20 protein-coding genes are annotated in these 22982 nt (G+C 64.5%); 17 read left to right on the top strand and 3 right to left on the bottom strand.

The window, feature by feature from the left end:
• Positions 1-96 precede the first annotated feature (96 nt).
• The 11 genes from cysG to FCS99_RS06125 all read left to right on the top strand — a co-directional run bounded on the left by cysG (position 97) and on the right by FCS99_RS06125 (position 11079).
• Positions 97-1500: a siroheme synthase CysG gene (gene cysG / locus FCS99_RS06175; protein WP_138511196.1), complete on the top strand. Its 1404-nt coding sequence runs from the start codon at positions 97-99 to the stop codon at positions 1498-1500.
• The gene (locus FCS99_RS06170) at positions 1497-1787 is read left to right on the top strand and encodes a DUF2849 domain-containing protein (protein ID WP_138511195.1); all 291 of its coding nucleotides are present in this window, start codon (positions 1497-1499) and stop codon (positions 1785-1787) included. The genes cysG and FCS99_RS06170 overlap by 4 nt, the downstream gene beginning before the upstream one ends.
• A gap of 4 nt (positions 1788-1791) precedes the next feature.
• Positions 1792-3429, top strand: coding sequence for a nitrite/sulfite reductase (locus FCS99_RS06165; RefSeq protein ID WP_138511194.1), 1638 nt, complete (start codon positions 1792-1794; stop codon positions 3427-3429).
• On the top strand, positions 3416-4525 hold the full coding sequence (locus FCS99_RS06160) for a phosphoadenylyl-sulfate reductase (RefSeq protein ID WP_171036256.1): 1110 nt from the start codon (positions 3416-3418) through the stop codon (positions 4523-4525). The genes FCS99_RS06165 and FCS99_RS06160 overlap by 14 nt, the downstream gene beginning before the upstream one ends.
• 19 nt (positions 4526-4544) lie before the next feature.
• Positions 4545-5561: a cysteine synthase A gene (locus FCS99_RS06155; RefSeq protein WP_233352680.1), complete on the top strand. Its 1017-nt coding sequence runs from the start codon at positions 4545-4547 to the stop codon at positions 5559-5561.
• 38 nt (positions 5562-5599) lie between these two features.
• A complete protein-coding gene (locus tag FCS99_RS06150; protein ID WP_233352679.1) occupies positions 5600-6436 on the top strand; it encodes a ferredoxin--NADP reductase in 837 nt (278 codons plus the stop codon).
• Between the two features lie 172 nt (positions 6437-6608).
• A complete protein-coding gene (locus tag FCS99_RS06145; RefSeq protein ID WP_138511192.1) occupies positions 6609-6971 on the top strand; it encodes an endonuclease domain-containing protein in 363 nt (120 codons plus the stop codon).
• Positions 6972-7339: 368 nt separating this feature from the next.
• Complete coding sequence (locus FCS99_RS06140) at positions 7340-8326, top strand: homoserine dehydrogenase (protein WP_138511191.1); 987 nt, start codon at positions 7340-7342, stop codon at positions 8324-8326.
• Complete coding sequence (metX, locus tag FCS99_RS06135) at positions 8326-9264, top strand: homoserine O-succinyltransferase MetX (RefSeq protein ID WP_138511190.1); 939 nt, start codon at positions 8326-8328, stop codon at positions 9262-9264. Before FCS99_RS06140 ends, metX begins: the two co-directional genes overlap by 1 nt.
• Position 9265: 1 nt before the next feature.
• Entirely contained in the window at positions 9266-10420 is a 1155-nt protein-coding gene (locus tag FCS99_RS06130; RefSeq protein ID WP_138511189.1) for a trans-sulfuration enzyme family protein, read from the top strand.
• 338 nt (positions 10421-10758) lie between these two features.
• A complete protein-coding gene (locus tag FCS99_RS06125) occupies positions 10759-11079 on the top strand; it encodes a GIY-YIG nuclease family protein (RefSeq protein WP_138511188.1) in 321 nt (106 codons plus the stop codon).
• A 214-nt stretch (positions 11080-11293) separates the two neighbouring features.
• Here the strand turns inward: FCS99_RS06125 and FCS99_RS06120 are convergent, their stop codons facing one another.
• The gene (locus tag FCS99_RS06120) at positions 11294-11806 is read right to left on the bottom strand and encodes a hypothetical protein (RefSeq protein ID WP_138511187.1); all 513 of its coding nucleotides are present in this window, start codon (positions 11804-11806) and stop codon (positions 11294-11296) included.
• Positions 11807-13303, bottom strand: coding sequence for a glycerol kinase GlpK (gene glpK / locus FCS99_RS06115; protein WP_138511186.1), 1497 nt, complete (start codon positions 13301-13303; stop codon positions 11807-11809).
• 98 nt (positions 13304-13401) lie between these two features.
• Here glpK and FCS99_RS06110 point away from each other — a divergent pair, with 98 nt between their 5' ends.
• The 4 genes from FCS99_RS06110 to FCS99_RS06095 all read left to right on the top strand — a co-directional run bounded on the left by FCS99_RS06110 (position 13402) and on the right by FCS99_RS06095 (position 19964).
• Positions 13402-14349: an alpha/beta fold hydrolase gene (locus tag FCS99_RS06110; protein WP_171036255.1), complete on the top strand. Its 948-nt coding sequence runs from the start codon at positions 13402-13404 to the stop codon at positions 14347-14349.
• A gap of 5 nt (positions 14350-14354) precedes the next feature.
• Positions 14355-15536: a BaiN/RdsA family NAD(P)/FAD-dependent oxidoreductase gene (locus tag FCS99_RS06105; RefSeq protein WP_138511184.1), complete on the top strand. Its 1182-nt coding sequence runs from the start codon at positions 14355-14357 to the stop codon at positions 15534-15536.
• A 145-nt stretch (positions 15537-15681) separates the two neighbouring features.
• Positions 15682-16758, top strand: a complete 1077-nt coding sequence (locus FCS99_RS06100; RefSeq protein WP_138511183.1) for an efflux RND transporter periplasmic adaptor subunit — start codon at positions 15682-15684, stop codon at positions 16756-16758.
• Positions 16755-19964 carry an efflux RND transporter permease subunit gene (locus FCS99_RS06095; RefSeq protein ID WP_138511182.1) on the top strand — a complete coding sequence of 1070 codons (3210 nt, stop codon included), beginning with the start codon at positions 16755-16757 and terminating at the stop codon, positions 19962-19964. Before FCS99_RS06100 ends, FCS99_RS06095 begins: the two co-directional genes overlap by 4 nt.
• 5 nt (positions 19965-19969) lie before the next feature.
• Here FCS99_RS06095 and FCS99_RS06090 read toward each other — a convergent pair whose 3' ends face one another.
• Entirely contained in the window at positions 19970-21076 is a 1107-nt protein-coding gene (locus tag FCS99_RS06090) for a PQQ-dependent sugar dehydrogenase (protein WP_138511181.1), read from the bottom strand.
• A gap of 90 nt (positions 21077-21166) precedes the next feature.
• Here FCS99_RS06090 and FCS99_RS06085 point away from each other — a divergent pair, with 90 nt between their 5' ends.
• A complete protein-coding gene (locus FCS99_RS06085; protein ID WP_138511180.1) occupies positions 21167-21631 on the top strand; it encodes a hypothetical protein in 465 nt (154 codons plus the stop codon).
• A 117-nt stretch (positions 21632-21748) separates the two neighbouring features.
• On the top strand, positions 21749-22954 hold the full coding sequence (locus FCS99_RS06080; RefSeq protein WP_138511179.1) for a hypothetical protein: 1206 nt from the start codon (positions 21749-21751) through the stop codon (positions 22952-22954).
• Positions 22955-22982 lie beyond the last annotated feature (28 nt).

The raw sequence follows: 22982 nt of genomic DNA, 5'->3' as shown, positions 1-22982 counted from the left end.
TCTGAAATGCCAAGAAACGTCGTTTGAAATGGGGGCATCGAATAGAAATATTGCGTGTGTCGCGCCACGAGGGCGCAGGATCAACAAGAGTTTTCGATGCGTGTCTTTCCAGCCTCCATTCCCCTAGATGGGCGCACGGTGATCGTTGTCGGGTCAGGCCCGATGGCGGAACCGAAGGCACGCCTCTTCGCTCGCTCCCCGGCCCGGTTGCTGTGGTTCACCGGTACGGATACCGATCCTGTTGCTTCGGATATCGCCCAATATGCGGAGATTTTACGCCGGATGCCGACCCGGCGAGACCTTCGTGGCGCGGCTCTTCTCTTCATCGCAGGATCGGACGATATCCCGGTCGAGGCCCTGGCGCGGACCGGCCGCCGCCTGGGCATCCCGGTCAATATCGTCGACAGCCCGGCCGCCTCGGATTTCCAGACCCCGGCCATTGTCGACCGTGACGGCATTGTCGTCTCCATCGCTTCCGGCGGGGCGGCGCCCGTCCTCTCCGTGGACATCCGCGCCGCGATCGAACAGGTCCTGCCCGCCCGCATTGGCGGTCTGGCCGATCTGGCCCGCGAACTGCGCGGCACGGTGAAGTCGGTCCTGACGAAATTCGACGACCGCCGCGCCTTCTGGGAAAAAGCCCTGCGCGGCAAGGCCCGTGACCTGGTCCTGTCCGGCGACACCAGCGCGGCCCGGCGCGAAATGCTCCGCCAGCTCAATGGCGAGACCACCGATCGGACCGGCATCGTCCATCTGGTCGGCGCCGGCCCGGGTGATCCGGACCTGCTGACGCTGAAAGCCGCCCGCCTGCTGCGCGAAGCCGATGTCATCGTCCATGACCGCCTGGTCAGCCAGGGCGTGATGGATCTGGCCCGCCGCGATGCCCATCGCATCGATGTCGGCAAGACCAAGGGTCATCATCCCGTTCCGCAGGACGAGATCGGCCAGATTCTCATTCGCGAAGCCCGCAAGGGCCAGCGCGTCGTCCGCATCAAGGGCGGCGACCCCTTCATCTTCGGCCGCGGTGGCGAGGAGATGGAAATCGTCCGCGCCGCCGGCATCCGCGTCGAGGTTACGCCGGGCATCACCGCCGCCATGGCCTGCGCCGCCTCGGCCGGCATCCCGCTGACCCATCGTGATCATGCCCAGTCGGTCACCTTCGCCTCGGGCGTGGTGAAGAAGGACGGTCCGGACGCCGATTACCGCACCCTGTCCGCCCCGAACTCCACCAGCGTCTTCTATATGGGCGTCGGCGCCGCGCCGGAGATCCAGCGCAAGCTGATCGCGGCCGGCCGCGAGGCGTCCACACCGCTCGCCCTGATCGAGAACGGCACGCATGAGAATGAGCGCCGCGTCTTCGGCACGCTGGGCGAACTGGCCGATCTCGTGGTCCGCGAAGCCATCAGCGGCCCCACCATCATCATGGTCGGCGAGAGCGTCGCCATCGCCGCCTCCACCGCCACCGGAACCGACACGAAAACCCTGCTGGAGCAGAGCGCATGAAAACGATCACAGCCAACCGCCTCACCGATGGCCGGGTGATCTATCGCACCGCCGAGGGGGAGTGGACCGAGGATCTGGCCCGGGCCGAACGCCTGGCCGATGACGCCACCGCCGAAGCCCGCCTGGCCGAGGCCGAAGCCGAACCGGCCATCGCCGTCGGCCCCTATCTGATCGAGATCGAGGATGACGCGCCCGGCGGCCAGAAATGGCGCCGCGAGGGCATCCGCCTCACCGGCCCGACGACGGGCTCCACCAAAACCGTGAACGCCAGCCGCAAGGCCGCCTGACCCTATGTACAAGTACGACACATATGACCACCAGATGGTGCGCGAACGGATTGCCGAATTCCGCGACCAGGTGGAGCGCCGCATTGATGGCCGCCTGACCGAAGACCAGTTCAAACCGCTGCGCCTGATGAATGGCGTCTATCTGCAGCTGCACGCCTACATGCTCCGCGTCGCCATTCCCTATGGCACGATGAACAGCGCCCAGCTGCGCGTGCTCGGCCGCATCGCCCGCGAGTATGACAAGGGCTATGGCCATTTCACCACGCGCACCAATATCCAGTACAACTGGCCGGCCCTGACCGATATTCCGGACATTCTGGACGAGCTGGCCGCGGTCGAGATGCACGCGATCCAGACTTCGGGCAATTGCATCCGCAATGTCACCACCGACCCGTTCGCCGGTGCTGCCGCGGACGAGCTGGAGGATGGCCGTCCCTGGGCGGAGATCATCCGTCAATGGTCGACCTTCCACCCGGAATTCACCTTCCTGCCGCGCAAGTTCAAGATCGCCGTCAATGGCGCATCCGAGGACCGCGCCGGTCTGCGCGTCCATGATATCGGCCTGCAGCTGGTGAAAAACGAAGCCGGCGAGACCGGGTTTGAAGTCTGGGTCGGGGGCGGCCAGGGCCGCACGCCGCGCCTGGGCCACAGGATTCGCGACTTCCTGGAGCCGCGTGACCTGCTCTCCTACCTGACCGCCATTCTGCGCGTCTACAATCAACATGGCCGCCGCGACAATCTCTACAAGGCCCGGATCAAGATGCTGGTCGAGGCCATCGGGCCGGAGGAATTCGCGCGCCAGACCGAAGCGGAATGGGACGAGATCCGCGACAGCAATCTGGTCCTGCCGGCTGAAGAGATCGCCCGTATCCGGGCCTTCTTCGACGAACCGCCGGCCGCGACCGGCAGCGCCATCCCGGCCACCGGCCGCGCCGACTTCGCAGCCTGGCTGCGTCGCAATCGCCGCGACCACAAGGTCGAGGGCCTGTCCAGCGTCGTCATTTCCCTCAAGCCGATCGGCGGCACGCCGGGTGACATCACCGATGTCCAGCTCGAGGCCGTGGCCGATCTGGCCGAGAAGTTCGGCTTCGACGAAGCCCGTGCCACGCCGGACCAGAATCTGGTCCTGCCCCATGTCCGCAATTCCGATCTGGAAGCCGTGTTCGACGGTCTGGTCGCGGCCGGCCTGGCCACCGCCAATGCCGGTCTCGCCACCGATATCGTGGCCTGCCCGGGCCTGGATTATTGCGCTTTGGCCAATGCCCGCTCCATCCCGATCGCCCAGTCGATCTCCAATCTGATCGAGGCGGAAGGCCTGTCCGACCAGGTCGGGGATGTCACCATCAAGATCGATGGCTGCATCAATGCCTGCGGCCACCATCATGTCGCCCATATCGGCGTGCTTGGCGTCGACAAGCGGGGTGAGGAATTCTACCAGATCACGCTGGGCGGGAATTTCGGCAAGGACGCCTCGATCGGCAATATTGTCGGCAAGGGCCTGGCTGGCGAAGACGTGCCGGCCGCCATCGTCCGCGCCCTCAATACCTATCTGGAAATCCGGAACGAAAAGGAACGCTTCATCGACACGCTGCGCCGTGTCGGACCGGATGCGTTCAAGGAGTCCATCTATGCTGCAGCTTGACCGCAAGACCGTGACCCGCGAGGTCTCCAACGCCCAGATCGAAGCGGGCGGCGGGACCATTGTGGAGATCGACGGTGACACGCCCTGGCAAGAGGCCGCGACGCAGATTTCCGGTGCCGTCCAGGTCGATATCCGCTTTCCCAGCTTCAAGGACGGGCGCGGCTTCTCCCTCGCCACCCTGTTGCGCGAACGCGCCGGCTATACCGGCCGCCTGCGTGCCGTGGGCGACCTGATCCCGGACCAGGCGCAATTCCTCCACCGTGTCGGCTTTGACGATGTCGCGCCGGACCGGACCGATCTGGACGCCGACTGGGCCAGGGCCCGCGCCCGTTTCACCCATGCCTATCAGCCGGCCCAGGACCGCGTCACGCCGATCTTCGGCCAGCGCACCGCCACGCCCAAGGATGACCTCGCCGCGCTCAATGCCCGCTATCGCGGCGCGGATGCGATCGACATCCTGCGCGATGCCATCCGCAATGAGTGGACCGGCCGGATCGCCATCCTCTCCTCCTTCGGGGCGGAGGCCGCGGTCGGCCTGCACATGATTTCCCAGGTCGCGCCGGACACGCCGGTCATCTTCCTCGATACCGGCCGCCTGTTCGCCCAGACCGAGCAATACCAGCGCGCCCTGACCGACCAGCTCGGCCTGACCAATATCCGCATGGTGCGCCCGCAGGCCGAGGAAGCCATGGCCGAGGACCCGGACGATAAGCTGTGGCAGCGCGACCCCGATGCCTGCTGCGCCCTGCGCAAGGTGCGTCCACTGGACAATGTGATCGGCGATTACGACGCCCTGATCACCGGCCGCAAACGCTTCCATGGCGGTGAGCGCATGGCCCTGCCCGTGGTCGAACGCCTCGATGGCCGCATCCGCGTCAATCCGCTCGCCTCCTGGTCTGCCCAGCAGGTCACGGATTATTTCCAGCGCTACGATTTGCCGCGTCATCCCCTGAGCGATATGGGGTATGCCTCGATCGGTTGCTGGCCCTGCACGGCCCCGGTCCAGGATGATGATGATGTGCGCGCCGGGCGCTGGTCCGGCCGCTCCAAGACGGAATGCGGCATCCACACCCCGTCGCGGATCGCCGCCGAATAGTTTGAAAGGACACGCTGTCGTGTCGCACGTGCTCGACCTGATCGGCCAGACCCCGCTGATCCGGCTGGAGGGTCCGTCCGAGGCCACTGGCTGCGAGATCCTCGGCAAGGCCGAATTCCTCAATCCGGGCGGTTCCGTGAAGGACCGCGCCGCACTCAATATCGTGCGCGAGGCGGAAGCCTCCGGGACACTCAAGCCGGGTGGCACGATTGTCGAGGGCACAGCCGGCAATACCGGGATCGGGCTCGCCCTGGTCGGCGGCGCTCTGGGCTATGAGGTCATCATCGTGATGCCGCGCACCCAGTCCGACGAGAAGAAACAGGTCATCCGGTCCCATGGCGCCCGCCTGATCGAGGTGGATGCCGCCCCCTTCTCCAGCCCCAATCATTTCGTCCACTATTCGCGCCGCCTGGCCGAAGAGCTGAACGAAAGCCGTGAGGCCGGAGCGATCTGGGCCAACCAGTTCGACAATCTCGCCAACAAGCGCGCCCACACCCTCACCACCGGTCCGGAAATCTGGCAACAGACCGGCGGAAAGGTCGACGGTTTCATCTGCGCCGTCGGCTCCGGCGGCACGCTGACCGGCGTTGCCGAATACCTGCGCAGCCAGAAGCCGGATGTGACCATCGGCGTCGCCGATCCGGCCGGGGCCGCCCTGCACAGCTATTACACGACCGGTGAGCTGAAGGGCGAAGGCTCCTCCATCACCGAAGGCATCGGCGTCAATCGCATCACCGGCAATCTGGAAGGCCTGGCCGTGGATCATGCCTACCGGATCGAGGATGCGGAAATGCTGCCCATCCTGTTCGACCTGGTGAAGACGGAAGGCCTGTCCCTGGGCGGGTCGGCCGGTATCAATATCGCCGGCGCCATCCGCCTCGCCCGCGAGCTCGGCCCCGGCCACACCATCATCACCATGCTGTGCGACAGCGGGTCCCGCTATGCCGGCAAACTCTTCAATCCCGAATTCCTCTCCAGCCGGGGCTTGCCTGTCCCGCCCTGGGCCGATACCGAAGCGCCGCGCGCCTCGGCCTGAGACTTGGACATCAGCCCACAGCCGCACGAGATACGAGTATGAATGCCATGACGACGCCCACGCCGCCGGCCCGCCCGGCGAACACGATTTCGGCCAAGCCGGGCCCCTTCACCGTCGAGACCGTGCTCGAGGTGAAGCACTATACGGATCGTCTCTTCTATTTCCGCATCACGCGGCCGGACGCTTTCCGTTTCCGCTCGGGCGAATTCATCATGATCGGCCTGCCCAAGGAGGACGGCAAACCGCTCCTGCGCGCCTATTCCCTGGCCAGCCCCTTCTGGGACGAAGCCCTGGACTTCTACTCCATCAAGGTCGCCGACGGCCCGCTCACCTCGCGCCTCCAACACATCCAGCCGGGCGACCAGCTCCTGCTCGGCAAGAAGCCGACCGGCACGCTCGTCCTCGACGCGCTGAAGCCGGGCAAGCGCCTCTACATGGTCTCCACCGGCACCGGGATTGCCCCCTTCGCCAGCCTTATCCGCGATCCGGAGACCTATGAGAAATTCGACCAGGTCATCCTCACCCATACCTGCCGCGAAAGCGCCGAGCTGACCTATGGCAATGAACTGGTCGAGGCCGTGAAGTCCGACGAGCTGATCGGCGAGTTCGCCCGCGAGAAACTCGTCCACTTCACCTCCACCACCCGCGATGACGGGCCGGTGAAGGGCCGCGTCACCGACATGATCAATTCCGGCGAACTGTTCGACCGCCTCGGCGCCCCACCGCTCGATCCGGCGGTCGACCGCGTCATGATCTGCGGCTCCGAGGGCCTCCTCAAAGACACCAAACAGATCTGCCTCGAACGCGGCTTCATCGAAGGCTCCAACGCCGCCCCCGCCGACTTCGTCGTCGAGAAGGCGTTCGTGGCAACTTAGGGTTTTCTTCCCCATGAAAGGAGGAAGTGGGCCGATGCGCAGCATCGGGTCAAAGGCGTGAGACGTCCTCCTTCTCCCCTTGCGGGAGAAGGTGGTCCGAAGGACCGGATGAGGGGCACGCGGCGTGAGCCGCGTCACAAGGAGTCCGATTGCGTCCGCATAAATTGGACGCATGTCCGACGAAACCCGCTCCCATGCCCGCAACATGCGTCGCGAGCAAACCCCTGCCGAAGCGCGATTGTGGTCCCGCCTTCGGGACCGGAACTTCATCGGCGTGAAGTTCCGTCGCCAGGTGCCGATCGGACCCTATATCGTTGATTTTGTCAGTTTTGACGCCCGACTGATCGTCGAAGCAGATGGCGGCCAGCATTCCGATCAGGAAGCCTATGATGCGCGCCGCACAGCCTGGCTGGAATCCCAAGGCTTCACGGTCCTTCGCTTCTGGAACCGTCATATTCTCAAGCGAACCGATGCCGTGATGGATGTCATCGGCGAAGCCGTACACTGGGCGACACATCCGGAAAACGGCTCTTGATGGGCCGCTGACGCGGCCAACCCCTCACCCGGCGCTGCGCGCCACCCTCTCCCGCAAAGGGGAGAGGGAGCTTCCCATAGCGCTCCATGTCCTCCTTCCCCCCTCGCGGGGGAAGGTGCCCCGAAGGGGCGGATGAGGGGGCAGCGCGAAGCGCCACCCAGACTCCTTGACTGGATCGCCCACCCATCCCCTTGACTCACATATAAACATATCTTTATACGTGAAGTGCGCCGATTTGATGTTCAGCTTGCGGGCGCGGAATAAGTACGGCTAAAGCGGAGCATCGGAAGGCATGCAAAGGCAAAGACCGCCCGCTTTCCCTCTCCCGCAATCGGCGTCCGTGCTGTCCGCGCAAGTGGATTTAAGTCATGGCAAACCTTGCGGCTCTCGAACTCGACCGTCCTGAAACCGCCCCCCGCCCGGCCCGCCTGCGCGTGGTCCTGCTGGGTTGCGGCACGGTGAATACCGGTGTTCTGGATGCGCTGGCGCTCATGCCGGACCGGGTGGAGATTGCCGCCGTGGTGACGCGCCGCCGCCGTCCGGGCCAGACCGGACGCACGGCCTGGCTGACCGATATCCGCGACGCCTTCGATACCGGGCCCGATCTCGTTATTGACGGCCTGCCCGATTGCCCCGCCGCCGAGAAAGCCCTCGACCTCGCCGTCGAGCGCGGCATCCACATCATTTCCGCCAACAAGGCCGTCATCGCCCGCCGCCCAGATCTGGAAGCCCGCGCCCGGGACAAGGGCATCCGCTTTGCCTATTCTGCCGCTGTCGGGGGCGGCGTGCCGGTGCTGGAGACGATCCAGCGTCTGACCGCCTCGGGCGAGACCATCCAGAGCGTGCGCGGCGTCCTCAACGGCACGTCCAATTTCGTCCTGGGCCTTCTGGAACAGGGCACCGGGTTCGATCCGGCCATTGCCGCCGCCCAGGCCGCCGGTTTCGCCGAAGCCGACCCCAGCGCCGACATTGACGGTCTGGATGCGGCCGCCAAGCTCGCCCTCATTGCCCGCAAGGCCTATGGCAGCGCGATCGACACCCAGTCCATCCCCGCCGACAGCCTGCTCTCCATCGAGCCGGGCCGCGTCTGCGGCGCCCGCGAAAACGGTCTGCGCTATCGCCAGGTCGCCGAACTGTCCCGCGCCGAGGATGGCCGCGTCGATGCCCGCGTCCGCCTCATCGCCCTGCCGGAAGATCACCCGCTGGCCCGGGTCGAGAATGAGGAAAACTCCGTCGAAATCGTCTGTGAAAGCGGTCTGAAAATCGTCCTGCACGGCAAGGGCGCCGGTCAGGACCCGACGTCTGGCTCGGTGCTCGCGGACGTCCGCGATCTGCTCTCCGGCGGAGAGGCTTGATGGCCGTGACCCTGGATTGTCTGCCCGCCACCCGCTGTCGCGACATCACCACGATCGCCTTTGCCGAGACCGGCTCGCCGGTCCAGGTCACCGGCCGCGTCGCCGGCCCCGAACACGGGCCGGCCATTCTTGTCTTGGGCGGGATTTCCTCCGGCCGTATTGTCGCCGACAGCGATACTGAGACCGGCTGGTGGTCCGACCAGGTCGGTCCGGGCCGCGCCATCGATACCGACACGACCCGTGTCCTCTCCTTCGATTTCATCGGCGATGAACTCACGCCCTTCCCGACCACCCAGGACCAGGCCCGCGCCATTCTCGCCCTCGCCGATGCGGCCGGCATTGAGCGCTTCGATATGGCCGGCTCCTCCTATGGCGGCATGATCGCCCTCTCCTTGGCCGCCCTGGCCCCGGAACGAGTCGGCAAGCTCCTGGTCATTTCCGGCGCCCACCGGGCCGGTGCCATGGCCCAAGCCTGGCGCTCGATCCAGCGCGAGACCGTCGAGATGGCCCTGCGCCTCGGCGACGGCAAGGCCGGGCTCGACCTGGCCCGCCGCCTCGCCATGACCACCTATCGCACGCCGGACGAGCTGGAAGACCGCTTCTACAATCCCCAGCCGGGCAGCCGCGACGAGAACGGCATCGCCGCCTATCTGGAAGCCCGCGGCCGCGCCTATGTCGAGACCGTCACGCCGCACCGCTTCCTGGCCCTGTCGCGCTCCATGGATGCCCACCAGGTCGACCTGTCCGCCATCACAGCCCCGGTCACCTATCTCGCCGTCGCCGAGGACCGCCTCGTTCCGCTCGACCAGATGGAGGAGGCCGCCGCGGCCACGCCCGGCGCCACGCTGAAGACCATTCATTCGCGCACAGGCCATGATGCCTTCCTGACGGAAGCCGCTATCGTGTCGGAAACGCTCACCGATTTTCTCAAGGACTGACATGTCGGACGAACAACGGACCAAGGCGATCCGGGCCGGGTTGAACACCGACCGGAGCTGGAACGCCGTCATCCCCCCGCTCTCCCTGTCGACCGCCTACCGGCGTGAAGACCCGGCCATCCAGCCGGCCTTCGACTATGCCCGCACCGGCAATCCCGGCCGCTCCCTCCTGGCCGATGCGATTGCGGAACTGGAAAATGCCGCCGGGGCCGTGGTCACGGGGTCCGGCATGTCCGCCATCGATCTTCTGCTGCACGACCTGCCCTTCGGCGCCCGCGTGATCTGCTCCCATGACGCCTATGGCGGCACGCGCCGCCTGCTCGATGCCCGCGCCCGCGGCGGCCGTCTCGTCCCCGTCTACGTCAACACGTCCGATCTGGACGCCGTGGCCGCGGCCCTCAATGAGGACGCCGCCCTCATCCTGGCGGAAACCCCGTCCAATCCGCGCCTGCGCATCACCGACCTCAAGGCCCTGGCCAAGCTCGCCCGCAATGCCGGCTGCGAACTGGCTGTCGACAACACGGTCATGTCGCCCGTCCTCCAGCGCCCGCTGGATCTGGGTGCGGACTATTCCGTCCAGTCCATCACCAAGCTGATCAATGGCCATTCCGACATGGTCGGCGGTGTCGTCTGCTGCGCCGATCCGGAACGGGTGGAAACCCTGAAATGGTGGGCCAATTGCGTCGGGGTCGGCGCGGCCGCCTTCGACAGCTATCTCGCCCTGCGCGGCCTGCGCACCCTGCCCCTGCGCGCAAAGGCCCAGTGCGAAACCGCCCTCGAGATCGCCCGCTGGCTCGACGCCGACCCCCGCATCGCCTCGGTCGACTATCCCGGCCTGGCAAGCCATCCCGGCCACGACATCGCCCAACGCCAGCAGGACGGCTACGGCCAGCTCATCTCCCTCCAACTCGCCCCCACCGCCCCCAGCGCAAGGGACATCGTCTCCACCCTCGACATCTTCACCCTCGCCCAATCCCTCGGCGGCGTCGAAAGCCTCTGCTGCATCCCCGCCTTGATGACCCACGCCTCCATGTCGCCCGAAGCGCGGGAAGAAGCGGGCGTGCCGGATACGCTGATCCGCTTGTCTGTCGGGCTAGAGAGTGCGGGGGATTTGATCGCGGATCTGGATCGGGCGCTGGGTGGGGCGGGGTCTTGAGAACAACCTCATTTCCCCCGGACGAAGGTCCGGGGCCCACAAGCCTTATTCTCAAACGATGAGATTCAAGCCGGTCCCGGACAGCGCTGACGCGCTTCCGGGGAAAATGCGTTGAGCCTGGCAGATTAGACCCCACCCCTTGTCATCCCGGCCGAATGGCCTGCGAAAGCAGGCCGCAGAGCCGGGACCCATAACCCCAGGCCAGCCCCGAAAGCAGGCTCAACCGATATCGCGGACTGGTTTCACACCGGGACTATGGGTCCCGGACTTCCACCCGGCCTGCGCCGGGTATCCATCCGGGATGACAATGAATGATATACAATTTATAATTGTATATCATGGAGCGCACCTATTACGTTTACCTGCTCGCATCCCGAAAGCACGGCACGCTTTATTGCGGTGTCACCAACGAGATCCTTCGCCGCGTCTTCGAACACAAATCACGACAGGTCCCGGGCTTCACCCGGAAATACGGCGTCGACCGCCTCGTCTGGTATGAATGTCATGGTGATATCGGTGTCGCCATTGAACGCGAAAAGCGGATCAAGCGCTGGAAACGCGCCTGGAAGATCAACCTGATCGAAGAGAATAATCCGGACTGGAATGACCTCTATCTTGAGCTGAGCGGCACCCTGCCCGAAGCCCTCAAACCCGATTGATCACAACACTTGTCATCCCGGCCGAATGGCGTGCGAAGGCAGGCCGCAGAGCCGGGACCCATAATCACAGGACAAGCCCGAAAGCAGGCTCAGCCTTCAGAGCACGCTGGAAACACACTGGGCGTATGGGTCCCGGATTTCCACCCGGCTCAAGGCCGGGCATCCATCCGGGATGACAAGGGTTTTGAATGGGTGTTTGTCCCTTTTACCTCCGCTACCCAATTGCGAAATGCTTTTCCGGGTAGCTTTCGCAATCATCAACGGGGCACACCAACAATCCAAGATACTCACCGGAAAAATTCGCGCCCACGACAATGTATTTTTGGAACACAACCAAATGGTTCTGTTGCCTGCACACGAAAAAAATCCGGTTTGTTTCCTGCCCAACTGCGACAAGGCTGTTGTCCTGGTCAAATGCAAAATCTGACGGACTGCACTGACTGGCGATGCTGCGAATTCCGTCCAGAGAATAATCCGTCCCCCACTGCCGCAGAAACATCAGCCGGCTGGTCAAGAGATCGGGGGTTTCGCTGTAGATTCTCTCGATGTCTTGCCGTGTCGAGTCGACCATTTGATCGACGGTCGCTGGCGCTTGGGTGCAGCCGGCGAAGAAGAGCAGTGAACCCAAGAACATTCGCATAGGCCCCTCCAGAAGCCCTTTGGAAAAGCCGGGGCACAGACCATCTATCCCTAAAAAACCGCGACACACACCAACCACGACGACCACCTAACCTTCCCCCGTCAAAACCCGCCCCACAGCCTCCGCCCAGCCTGCCCGACTCGCCTCCCGCGCCTCATCCGCACAATCCGGCACGAACCCCCGATCCTGCTTCCAGAGCGCCCGGCCCGCCTCCAGATCCTCATAAATCCCCGCGCCCAGCCCCGCCAGGAAGGCGGCGCCCCAGGCGGTGGCTTCGGACTGGACCGGGCGGACGACTTCGATGCCGGTGAGGTCGGCGAGGCGTTGGAGGAGGGCGTTGTTTTTGGCCATGCCGCCGTCCACGCGCAGGCGCTGGACATCGGCGCCATCGGCTGTCATCGCGTCGAGCAAATCGCAGGTCTGGTGGACCACGGAGTCCAGGGCGGCCGCGGCGATCTCGGCGCGGCCGGAGCCGCGGCTCAGTCCGACCAGGGCGCCGCGGGCCTCGGCATCCCAATACGGAGCGCCCAGACCGGTGAAGGCCGGCACCAGATAGACGCCGCTGTCCGGATCCGCCGAAGCGGCCAGGGCTTCGACCTCCGAGGCCTTCGCAATCAGGCCGAGACCGTCGCGCAGCCATTGTACCGTCGCGCCGGCCGACAGGATGGAGCCTTCCAGCGCATAGACCGTCTCCCCCTTCACCCGCCAGGCGATCGTGGTGAGGAGCCGGTTCTTCGACAGGACCGGTTCGGTGCCGGTATTGATCAGCACGAAGGCGCCGGTGCCATAGGTCGACTTCATCTCGCCGGGCGCCAGACAGGCCTGTCCGATCGCCGCCGATTGCTGGTCGCCGGCCACACCGGTGATCTCCAGCTTCACACCGAGAACGCTCTCCTCGACCGATCCGAAATGGCCGGCACTGTCGCGGACCTCGGGCAGGACTGAGGCCGGGACCTCGAACATCTCCAGCAGGACCGGATCCCAGGCATTGTCATGGATATTGTAGAGCAGGGTCCGGCTGGCATTGGTCGCGTCGGTCGCATGGACCTGGCCGCCGGTGAGATTCCAGATCAGCCAGGTGTCGACCGTGCCGAAGGCGAGCTCGCCGCGCGCTGCCCGATCGCGAGCCCCCTCCACCTGATCCAGGATCCAGGCGATCTTGGTCCCGGAGAAGTACGGATCCAGGACCAATCCGGTGCGGTTGCGGACCTCTTCCTCACCCCTCGTGACATTAAAATGCGCACATTGTGATGCTGTTCTGCGATCCTGCCACACAATGGCATTGTGGATCGGCTCACCCGTCTTGCGATCCCAGATCAGCGTCGTCTCGCGCTGGTTCGTGATGCCCAGATGGTGGATTTCATAGCCCTTTTTCTGGGCCTGCTTCAGCGCTTCGCGGGCCGTGGCGCGAACGGTCGCCCAGATCACGTCCGGGTCGTGCTCCACCCAGCCGGAGCGGGGATAGATCTGCGGAAATTCACGCTGCGCGACGGCGACAACTTCATAGTCCGGCGTGAAAATCACGGCGCGCGAACTGGTCGTGCCCTGGTCGATGGCCAGAATGGCTGTCGGCTTGTCGGTCATCTCTCCTCCCCCTGTCGTCCGGGTGCTCTTATGAGTACAGCCATGACGCGATTGGACAAAACGCGCTAGGGTCGACATGAAACCCGATGAGGATGCGCATGAGCGACGAGATTTTCCCCTTTGCCCATCTGGACAGCCCGACCGGCGCGTCCCTGGCCCTGCATACCCGCGAGGCCTCGGCGCCTGTCCGGGGGATAGTCCATATCAATCACGGCCTCGCCGAACGCGCCGGCCGCTACGGCAAATTCGCGGATTTCCTGTCCTCCCGCGGCTATCACGTCGCCGCCCATGACCATCGCGGACACGGTCGAACCACCGCGAAAGACGGGGGAGAGCGCCGCTTCGCCGACGTGGATGGCTGGGACAAGCTGATCACCGATGTCGCTGTCGTGGAAGGCGAATTGCGCAATCGCTGGCCGGGATTGCCGCTCGTGGTTTTCGGGCACAGCATGGGTTCTGTCATCGCCTTCAATCACGTCATGCGCGCGCACGGATCGCTCGCCGGCGCCGCGATCTGGAATGGAAACATGGCCCTGGGCGGGCTGAAATCCGTGATGCGCTTCGTGCTCTGGTGTGAAGCCCTCATCGGCGGCGATCTCACACCCAGTAACACCTTGGATAAATTGACGTTCAAGGCCTGGAACAAGCGTTTCCCTGAAGGCCGGACCGATGCCGACTGGCTCAGCTCCGACACGGATGAAGTGGATGCCTATGTCGCCGATGAACTCTGCGGCTGGCCGTCCTCCGTCTCGCTCTGGCGGGACTTTCTCGACGGCGTGGAAGCGGCTGAAAAGATGAGGAATCTCAAAGATGTCCCGCGCGATTTCCCCTTCCATCTCATCGGCGGCAGCCTCGATCCGGCGACCAATAAGGGCCAGGCCGTCCAGACCCTCGCCGACCGGCTCGGCAAGGCCGGTTTCACCGATGTAAGTTGTAAAATTCTCGAAGGTTTCCGGCACGAGACCATCAATGAGACCGGCCGCGAAAAGCCCTTGAACGACTTCGCTGACTGGCTCGACCGCGTCACGGCCAACGCTTCGGCCTGATACCCATGTCCCGCTGTGATGTCGCCATTATCGGGGCCGGTGCCGCCGGCATGATGTGCGCCATCGAGGCCGGCCGGCGCGGCCGCTCTGTCCGCCTGATCGAGCACGTGAAATCCCCGGGCGAGAAGATCCGCATCTCCGGCGGCGGGCGGTGCAATTTCACCAATCTGCATGCCACAGCCGCCAATTACATTTCCGGCAATCCGCACTTCATGAAGTCGGCGCTCAAGCGTTACACGCAATGGGATTTCATCGACTGGGTCGACCGCAAGGGTATTGCCTGGCACGAGAAAACCCTGGGCCAGCTCTTCTGTGACGGTTCGGCCCGCCAGATCATTGACGGCCTGGTCGGGGACCTCCGCGAGGCCGGCGTCACGCTGCAGCTGGAGACCGGTGTCACCGCCCATGAGCGGACCGCCGACGGGTTCGCGCTCACCCTGAGCGATGGCAGCACACTGGATTGCGCCTCGCTTGTCATCGCCTCGGGCGGCAAGTCCATCCCCAAAATGGGCGCGACCGGGTTCGGCTATGATGTGGCCCGGGAGTACGGTATCCCGCTGACCGAGACCCGTCCCGGCCTGGTGCCCCTGACCTTCGATCCGGACACGCTGACCCGGTTCAAACCCCTGTCCGGTGTCTCCGTCCCGGTCCGCGCCAGCCACGGGAAAACCCAGTTCGATGAAGCGCTTCTCTTCACCCATCGCGGACTGAGCGGGCCGGCCATCCTGCAGATATCCTCCTATTGGCGCGAGGGTGAGAGCGTCGATCTCAACCTGCATCCGGAGCTCGACTGGTTCGAGACACTGCGCGCCACCCGGCAGGAGAATGGCCGGCGTGCCTTGCCCACTGTGCTGGGGGAAAGCCTGCCCAAACGACTGGTCCAGCTCTGGGTTGAGGAGGGCTTGTCCACGGGCAATCTCGCCGACCAGTCGGATCGCGCTTTACGCGAATTGTCGCAGAAGCTCGCGCACTGGACGGTGCGCCCGACCGGGTCGGAAGGCTATCGCACCGCCGAGGTCACCCTGGGGGGTGTCGACACGCATGCACTCGACAGCAAGACAATGCAGGCACTTAGCCAGCCCGGCCTGTTTTTTGTTGGAGAAGTTGTTGACGTGACAGGCTGGCTTGGCGGATACAACTTCCAATGGGCCTGGTCATCGGGATGGTGCGCCGGGCAATACGCATGACGCGCCGGAACGGGTCGGGGGGACCGTCCGGATAGCGGCTCGAAAATCCTCGCCATGCGACTCGTTGGGGGTTATCTAAGGTGTCGGTACTTTGTACGTTCAGGCTCCCGTTTGCGCGGCCTGAATCCAGTCTCTTGAGTCGGCCATGACCCTGAACAAGTCCTATATCGCCGCTCTGTCCATCCTGGTTGCAGTCTCCCTCCTCTTTATCGTGGGCACGCTATTGCAAGCCGGACAGGCCGATTCGCATGAAACCGCCAACACCGGTCACGATCGCCTGTTCGAGGTCGTGACCCGCACGGTCACCGCCCAACCCCGGGCTGCCAGCCTGTCCCTGCGTGGCCGGACCGAAGCTTTCCGGGAAGTCCTGGTGCGCGCCGAAACCGGCGGCCGTGTGGCTGAAGCCGCGATCGTGGAAGGCAGTGAAGTGGAAGCCGGCGACGTGTTGTGCCGCCTCGATGTCGATGCCCGCTCCGCCGCCGTCGGCCAGGCAGAGGCCGACCTTCGGTCGCGCGAGCTGGACTTCAACGCCGCCCGCGAACTGGCCGAGCGCGGCCATCGCTCCACCAATCAGGTTGCCGCGGCCGAAGCGGCCCGCGATGCCGCCCAGGCCCGCCTCCAGGCCGCCCGCGAAGAATTGGACAATATCTATCTGCGCGCGCCTTTTGACGGTGTCTTCGACGGCCGCGCGGCGGAAGTCGGCGATTTCCTGCGCGCCGGTGATCCCTGCGGCACCGTGGTCGAGATGAACCCGATCCTGGTGGTCGCAGAAGTGTCCGAACGCAATGTCTCCGCCCTGGAACCGGGCATGCCGGGCCGGGTCAATCTGGTCACCGGCCAGCTGGTGGACGGTCAGGTCCGTTTTGTCGAACGCCGGGCCGACCAGGCCACCCGCACCTTCCGGGTCGAGGTTGAGCTGCCCAATGAGGACATGTCGATCCGCTCCGGCGTGACGGCAGAAGTCATTCTGCAACTGCCGGAACGTCCGGCCCATCGGGTGCCGGCTTCCATCCTGGCCCTCGACTCCGAGGGCGAGCTGGGCATCCGCATTGTCGAAGACGACCACCATGTCCGTTTCGTGCGGATCGACCTGCTCAGTGATGATGGCGAACAGGTCTGGGTCGCCGGTCTGCCGGAGACGGCCAACATCATTGTCCTGGGTCAGGAATTCGTGGCCGACGGTGTCGAAGTCCGGGTTGCCCGGGAGGGAGATGCCCGGTGACGGGAATCGTCGATTTTGCCATCGGGCGAGCCCGTATGGTGCTCGCCATTTTCATCTGTGCGCTGGCCGCAGGATTGATGTCCTTCCTGACCCTGCCGCGTGAGGCTGATCCGGATATTCCCTTTCCCTTCGTCATCGTGGTGGTCCCGCTGGACGGGATTTCGCCGGAGGATGCCGAACGCCTGATCGTGCGCCCGACCGAAACCGAGATGCGCTCGATCGAGGGCCTGGTCGAGCTCAACGGCACGGCCAGTCTCGGGGCCGGCCAGTTGGTGGCCGAGTTCGCAGTTCCTTTCGATGCCGACCAGTCGGTCCTCGATGTCCGCGAAGCGGTCGACATGGCACGTCGCGAATTTCCCGAGGATGCCCGCGAACCGGTGATCCAGGAGTTCAACTCGGCCCTGGCCCCCACCATCGCCGTCCAGGTCTATGGCGAAGCGCCCGAGCGCACCCTCTACCGGATCGCCCGCGATCTCGAGGAAGAGATCGAGACACTGTCGCAAATCCTGCAGGTCGACGTCCAGGGCATCCGGGAAGAAGTGCTGGAGATCGTCATCGATCCCACACTTCTGGAAACCTATGGCATCACCTACAGCCAGCTCTTCAACGCCGTGCAGTCGAACAACCGGCTGATCGCGGCCGGCTCGCTGGACAGCGGCGAAGCGCGCTTCCAGGTCAAGGTGCCCGGCCTGTTCGAGAGCGCGGAAGACGCCTTCAACCTGCCTCTGACCCGGTCCGGCGACACGGTCGTGACCCTGCAGGACGTCGCCACCGTGCGGCGGACCTTCAAGGATGCGGACAGCTTCTCGCGCTATAATGGCTCCCCCGCCTTTACCCTCCAGGTCGTTCGCCGTTCCGGCGAAAACATCATGGATACGAGTGAAGCGGTTCGCGAACTGACCGCCGAGGTCGCCGAGCGCTGGCCGGAAACCGTCCGCTATGCCTTCAGCCTCGACCTGTCGACCTATGTTCGCGACAGCCTGCAGAGCCTGACCTCCTCCATCATGCTGGCCATCGTGCTGGTGCTGATCATCGTCGTCGCGGCGCTGGGTCTGCGCTCGGCGCTCCTGGTCGGTCTGGCGATCCCGTCCAGCTTCCTCTTCTCTTTCCTGCTCTTGAGCATTTACGGCCTGACCGTGAATTTCATGGTGATGTTCGCCATGGTGCTGGCCGTCGGCCTTCTGGTGGATGGCGCCATTGTCGTGGTGGAATATGCCGACCGGAAACTCGCCGAGGGCGAAACGCGCCGGCAGGCCTATGCCAGTGCCGGCAAGCGCATGTTCTGGCCGATTGTCTCCTCCACGGCGACGACCCTGGCGGCCTTCGTGCCCTTCCTGTTCTGGGATTCCATCCCCGGCCAGTACATGGCCTTCCTGCCGCTGACGCTGATCTTCGTGCTCAGCTCGGCCCTGGTCATGGCGCTGATCTTCCTGCCGACGCTCGGCTCGGTCCTGGGCCGCAAGGGCGGTGTCGCAGACAAATCCTCCGCGCTCGCGCAACTCAATGCCGAGGAGGAGGGAGACCCTTCCAGACTGCCCGGCATTACCGGGGCCTATGCCCGCATGATCGGTGCCCTGGTGGTCCGGCCGATCACCGTCACGCTGACAGCGCTGGGCGTGGTGGCGGTGATCCTGTTTTCCTTCATCGCATCAGCCTCGTCCATGCGGACCGAATTCTTCCTCGATGCCGAACCGGAACAGCTCTACGTCTTTGTCCGGGCGCGCGGAAACCTGTCGCCATCGGAACAGTATGAACTCGCACTGGAAGCGGAACGCCGGCTGGACGGAATCGAGGGCATTGCCGGCTACTACACCGTGGCCGGACAGCCGCCGGGCCGGTCACCGTTTGACGGCACAGGGGCCGCGCCGGCCGACAGTGTGGCGCGCATCTTCATTGAGTTCGAACCCTTCGGCCAACGCCCGAACGGTCGCCTGATCGAACGCAATATCCGCGAGGCCATGGTCGGCATTCCCGGCGTCATCATCGAGATCCGCCCCTTCCAGCAGGGCCCGCCTGTCGGCAAGGACATCCAGGTCGAACTGCGCTCCAGCAATGCCGTTGCACTGGAACAGGCCGCCCGCCTGATCCGCGCCCGCATCGACACCATGGATGGCACCACCGATATCGAGGACACCCTGCCCCTGCCGGGCGTGGAGTGGCGACTGGACGTCGACCGCGAGGAAGCCGGACGCTTCGGCGCGGACGTCACCCAGGTCGGTGCCGCCGTACAGCTGGTCACGACCGGTTCGCTGGTCGGCCGCTACCGGCCCGATGATGCCGATGAGGAAGTCGATATCCGCGTCCGTTTCCCGGCGATCGACCGGGACATTTCCCGCCTGGACGATCTGCGCGTGAACACGGCGAACGGCGCCGTCCCGATTTCCAACTTCGTGACCCGCGAAGCGCACCAGCGCATCGACTCGATCAATCGCCGAGACGGCAAACGCGTCCTCATGGTACGGGCCAATGCTGCAGAGGGCTATGCCGGCAACCTGCTGGTCGCCGAGCTGCGGACCTGGATCGAGGAACAGGTAGAGGCCGGCCGGATCGATCGCTCGGTCGATATCGACTATCTGGGCGCGGATGAAGAGAATGCCGAAGCCGGTGCCTTCTTCGCCGGAGCCATGCTGGCCTCCCTCTTCATGATGGCCGTGATCTTGCTCTGGCAATTCAACAATTTCTGGCACGTCGTACTGACGCTGCAGGCCGTGGTGCTTTCCGTGGTCGGGGTCCTGCTCGGCGTCCTGCTGACCTTCCCCTACATCTCCATCCTCTTCCTGGGGACGGGTGTGGTGACGCTGGCCGGGATTGTGGTGAACAACAATATCGTGCTGATCGACACCTTCCAGCGCCTGCGCAGTCTGGGCATGGCGGTCGATGAAGCGATTGTCCGCACGGCGGCCCAGCGGCTGCGTCCGGTCATGCTGACGACGATCACCACGATTTTCGGTCTTCTGCCCATGGTGTTCCAGATCAATGCCGATTTCGCCCATGGCGTCCTGTCCATCGGCGGACCGGCTTCGGAATGGTGGGTGCAATTGTCCTCCGCCGTGGTCTGGGGGCTGGGCTTCTCCACCCTGCTCACCCTGATCCTGACCCCGGTACTGCTGGGCACCCCGCACCGGCTGGGCAATTGGCGCCGCCGCGTGTTCGGCCGCGCCCTCGATCTGGTTGGCTATGAGCGAAAACCCCAGACGGCCGAGTGATCGCGCTAGGGCGTGACCTGGATCAGCTGGCCGTTTTCGTCATCGGTCAGCAGCCAGACCGTGCCGTCCGGGGCGACCCGGACATCGCGGATGCGCGCCTCGAGCCCGCCGAACAAAATGGTCTGGCCGACCACTTCGCCATCTTCCAGTTCCACGCGCCGGACATGACCTGACGGTGTTCCGGCATCGCCGGCGATCAGGGCGGCCACCAAAAGGTCACCCTCCCAGTCCGGGAAGACATCACCGCGATAGATCGCCATGCCGGCCGGAGCAATGGAGGGGGTCCAGTTCACCAGCGGATCCTGCATGCCCTCATAGGCGTCAAACGGCGTCACCAGGGCACCGGTATAATCGATCCCCTGACTGACGATGGGCCAGCCATAATTGCGTCCCTCGACCAGGATGTTGATCTCGTCTCCCCCACGCGGACCATGCTCATTCGCGTAGAGAATCCCACTGGCAGCGTCATAGACAACGGCCTGCGGATTGCGGTGTCCGATCGAGAACACGCCCGGCGCGGCGTCCGGAAAGCTGGAGGCCAGTGGCTCGCCGTCCAGGCTCAGGCGCACGAAACTGCCGAAATGACTGCCCGGATTCTGGGCCTGTTCCCGATAGTCGAAACCGTCTCCGATCCCCAGAATGAGGGTGGCGGGCGTCTCCGCCTCATCCGGCAGGAAGGCGATCCGGCCACCATAATGGACATTGGTCCGGCGCGACGGGCTGGCGGTGAACAGGATTTCGAAATCCTCCAGCGCCTGCCCGGTCAGACGCCCGGCTCCCAAGTGGAGCGTATTGTTGCGTTCCGGGCCTGCCGTCCAGGTGAGGTAGACCCGGCCGTCCTCGGCAAAGTCCGGTGACAGGGCGACATCCAGCAGTCCGCCCTGACCGGAATAGAAGACATCCGGAACACCGGCGACCGTCTCCGGGACCAGCCCGTCCTCGTCGACGATCCGCAAGCGTCCCGGCTTTTCGGTCACCAGCATGCGGCCATCGGGCAGGAAGGCGACACTCCACGGGTATTCCAGACCGTCCGCCACGGTGTGCAGGGTCTGAGCCTGGGCCGTCCCGGCCAAGAGGAACGCACTCGTCAAGCCTGCCAGCAATCGCAACATGGTTACCCCCGTGATTGTCGCTGTCCTTGTCTCACGATAGGCTCCGTCTCAGCAAGCAAAGCCCGGTCCGGGCCGAGGGGAGACGACGCCATGGCCGGCCTTCGAATGCTCGGCATTTTCCTGTTCGCGGTGATTGTGGGCACGCTTCTGGTAAGCCTGGGCAACACCCATGTCGATCTGCAGGCCCTGATCCGGGCCGGCGCGGAGATCCCGACACCGGTCCGCATTGAGGCCATCAAGCGCGACCTGATCGGGTTTGCCCCCACCCTGTTTGTGCTCATCCTTCTGGGCTATGCCATCGCCTTTCCGGTGGCGGGTTTCACGGCCCGGCTGCTCGGTCCCGGCTGGCGCCGTTTCGGTTTCACCCTGGCCGGCGGACTGGCGATTGCCGTCATGATGATGGGCATCAAGATCTTCTATTCAGCGCTCATGGATTCGACGATTACCCCTGTCGCGGCCAGCCGCGACCTGCAAGGCCTGCTGACCCTGTGTCTGGGCGGAGCCGTCGGCGGATATATTTTTGCCGCTTTGCAGCCGGCCAACACCCCGGAATAGAACACGAAAATTTTCGCCCCCCGGAGTTGCGCCGCATTCTAATCAATTCTGCCCGGTCTGGCAGACCTCTCCTTAAAGCACACCGGGGTAGGGATTCGGGGCTGAAGGAGTGTCTGCATGGCCCGCATCCGAGAAACCCTGCGCTCTGATCTGCGCAACATCGTCAAAGGCGGTGCGACCTCCCGGATTCTCGACCTGCATTCGATTGCCCGCCGGTATGGCCATACCGATGCGCATTCGGAAAAACCCTTCTTCCTCCACCCCCGGCTGAACAAGTGTTTCGTGATCAAGCACACAGTGCGGGTCCATGAACGCCCCTATGTCATGTCCTCCCAGCCGGTTGTGACCAAGGTTCTGGTGCCGCTGGCCCATGATGATCTCTCCCTCGGCGGCCATGCCGTGTTCGTGGAGGAGACCGGCTTTGCCTCCAAGATGCGCACTCTGTTTGATCGCGCCGATGAGCCGCACCTGCTGGATCTGGACCTGATCCGCCTTCGGGAATTGGCCGCCCTGCCCAGTTTCGACCCTTTCCTCCTGGCCGAACGCTATCGCGAGCATGCCCGCCCGATCGACGAGCTCTATTTCAACATTTCCGATGACGAGATGGAGCGGATGGAGGACTCAGTGGCCCGCCAGATCGTCTCGGTTGTCGCCCTGGCCTTCGGCAATGAGGCCCATGATCGCGACGATGACCGTGCCATGCGTTTCACCCGGCAATTGCTGGCCTGCGACCTGGACGGCAAGCTGTCCGTCCTGCGCAAATCGCTCGACATGACCGAGATCGAATTCAAGGCCGGCATCTTCGGCTGGCGCGGCGTGCTGTACTACCGCTTCCACATGGCCGAGGCCCTGGCCGCGCTGAAAGCTTTCATCCAGGAGCTCAAGGCGGTCACCATTGTCGGTGCCAGCGATCATGAATACACGGAACTCCAGCACATGCGCCGGGCGATCATCGAAGAGACCCGCGCCCGCTGGAGCAGCCTGACCTGCGTCATGGAAGAATACGAGACCGTGTTCGGCCGCTTCTGCCGCGGCGAGGACGCCAATGGTTTCCGCAAATTCCTGATGAAGGCGCCGACCCTGTTCTATGATGTCGGCAGCGATCTGTCCGTGGTCAGCCATGTGCCCGGATATTGGCGCTATTGGGCCAGCCAGAACGGCAAGGGCTTCCTGCATGCCCGCGAGGCCGTGACACTCTTCTCCGACTTCATCGCCAGCGTCACCCGCGTCTCCCCGGGAACACGCCTCAATGGCGATGGCATCCAGCGACGCCTGCGCTCGCCCATTCCGGCGCCGCACGTCTTCGCCCCGAACGCCGCCTGACCCGTCCCGCCACGGGGCTGCCACCGGC

It is taken from the genome of Maricaulis alexandrii (assembly GCF_005871165.1).
Classification (GTDB): domain Bacteria; phylum Pseudomonadota; class Alphaproteobacteria; order Caulobacterales; family Maricaulaceae; genus Maricaulis; species Maricaulis alexandrii.
Note: the sequence above shows the minus strand (reverse complement) of the source record. Positions and strands in the feature narration are given on the sequence as shown.

Excerpts from the sequence above, each read along its gene's own strand:
- FCS99_RS06165 (WP_138511194.1), top strand. The coding sequence starts at position 1,792 with ATGTACAAGTACGACACATATGACCACCAGATGGTGCGCGAACGGATT.
- FCS99_RS06085 (WP_138511180.1), top strand. The coding sequence starts at position 21,167 with ATGGCCGGCCTTCGAATGCTCGGCATTTTCCTGTTCGCGGTGATTGTG.
- FCS99_RS06110 (WP_171036255.1), top strand. The coding sequence starts at position 13,402 with ATGAGCGACGAGATTTTCCCCTTTGCCCATCTGGACAGCCCGACCGGC.
- FCS99_RS06150 (WP_233352679.1), top strand. The coding sequence starts at position 5,600 with ATGAATGCCATGACGACGCCCACGCCGCCGGCCCGCCCGGCGAACACG.
- FCS99_RS06090 (WP_138511181.1), bottom strand. The coding sequence starts at position 21,076 with ATGTTGCGATTGCTGGCAGGCTTGACGAGTGCGTTCCTCTTGGCCGGG.
- FCS99_RS06170 (WP_138511195.1), top strand. The coding sequence starts at position 1,497 with ATGAAAACGATCACAGCCAACCGCCTCACCGATGGCCGGGTGATCTAT.
- FCS99_RS06160 (WP_171036256.1), top strand. The coding sequence starts at position 3,416 with ATGCTGCAGCTTGACCGCAAGACCGTGACCCGCGAGGTCTCCAACGCC.
- glpK (WP_138511186.1), bottom strand. The coding sequence starts at position 13,303 with ATGACCGACAAGCCGACAGCCATTCTGGCCATCGACCAGGGCACGACC.
- metX (WP_138511190.1), top strand. The coding sequence starts at position 8,326 with ATGGCCGTGACCCTGGATTGTCTGCCCGCCACCCGCTGTCGCGACATC.
- FCS99_RS06145 (WP_138511192.1), top strand. The coding sequence starts at position 6,609 with ATGTCCGACGAAACCCGCTCCCATGCCCGCAACATGCGTCGCGAGCAA.
- FCS99_RS06100 (WP_138511183.1), top strand. The coding sequence starts at position 15,682 with ATGACCCTGAACAAGTCCTATATCGCCGCTCTGTCCATCCTGGTTGCA.
- FCS99_RS06125 (WP_138511188.1), top strand. The coding sequence starts at position 10,759 with ATGGAGCGCACCTATTACGTTTACCTGCTCGCATCCCGAAAGCACGGC.
- FCS99_RS06130 (WP_138511189.1), top strand. The coding sequence starts at position 9,266 with ATGTCGGACGAACAACGGACCAAGGCGATCCGGGCCGGGTTGAACACC.
- FCS99_RS06105 (WP_138511184.1), top strand. The coding sequence starts at position 14,355 with ATGTCCCGCTGTGATGTCGCCATTATCGGGGCCGGTGCCGCCGGCATG.
- FCS99_RS06080 (WP_138511179.1), top strand. The coding sequence starts at position 21,749 with ATGGCCCGCATCCGAGAAACCCTGCGCTCTGATCTGCGCAACATCGTC.
- cysG (WP_138511196.1), top strand. The coding sequence starts at position 97 with ATGCGTGTCTTTCCAGCCTCCATTCCCCTAGATGGGCGCACGGTGATC.
- FCS99_RS06140 (WP_138511191.1), top strand. The coding sequence starts at position 7,340 with ATGGCAAACCTTGCGGCTCTCGAACTCGACCGTCCTGAAACCGCCCCC.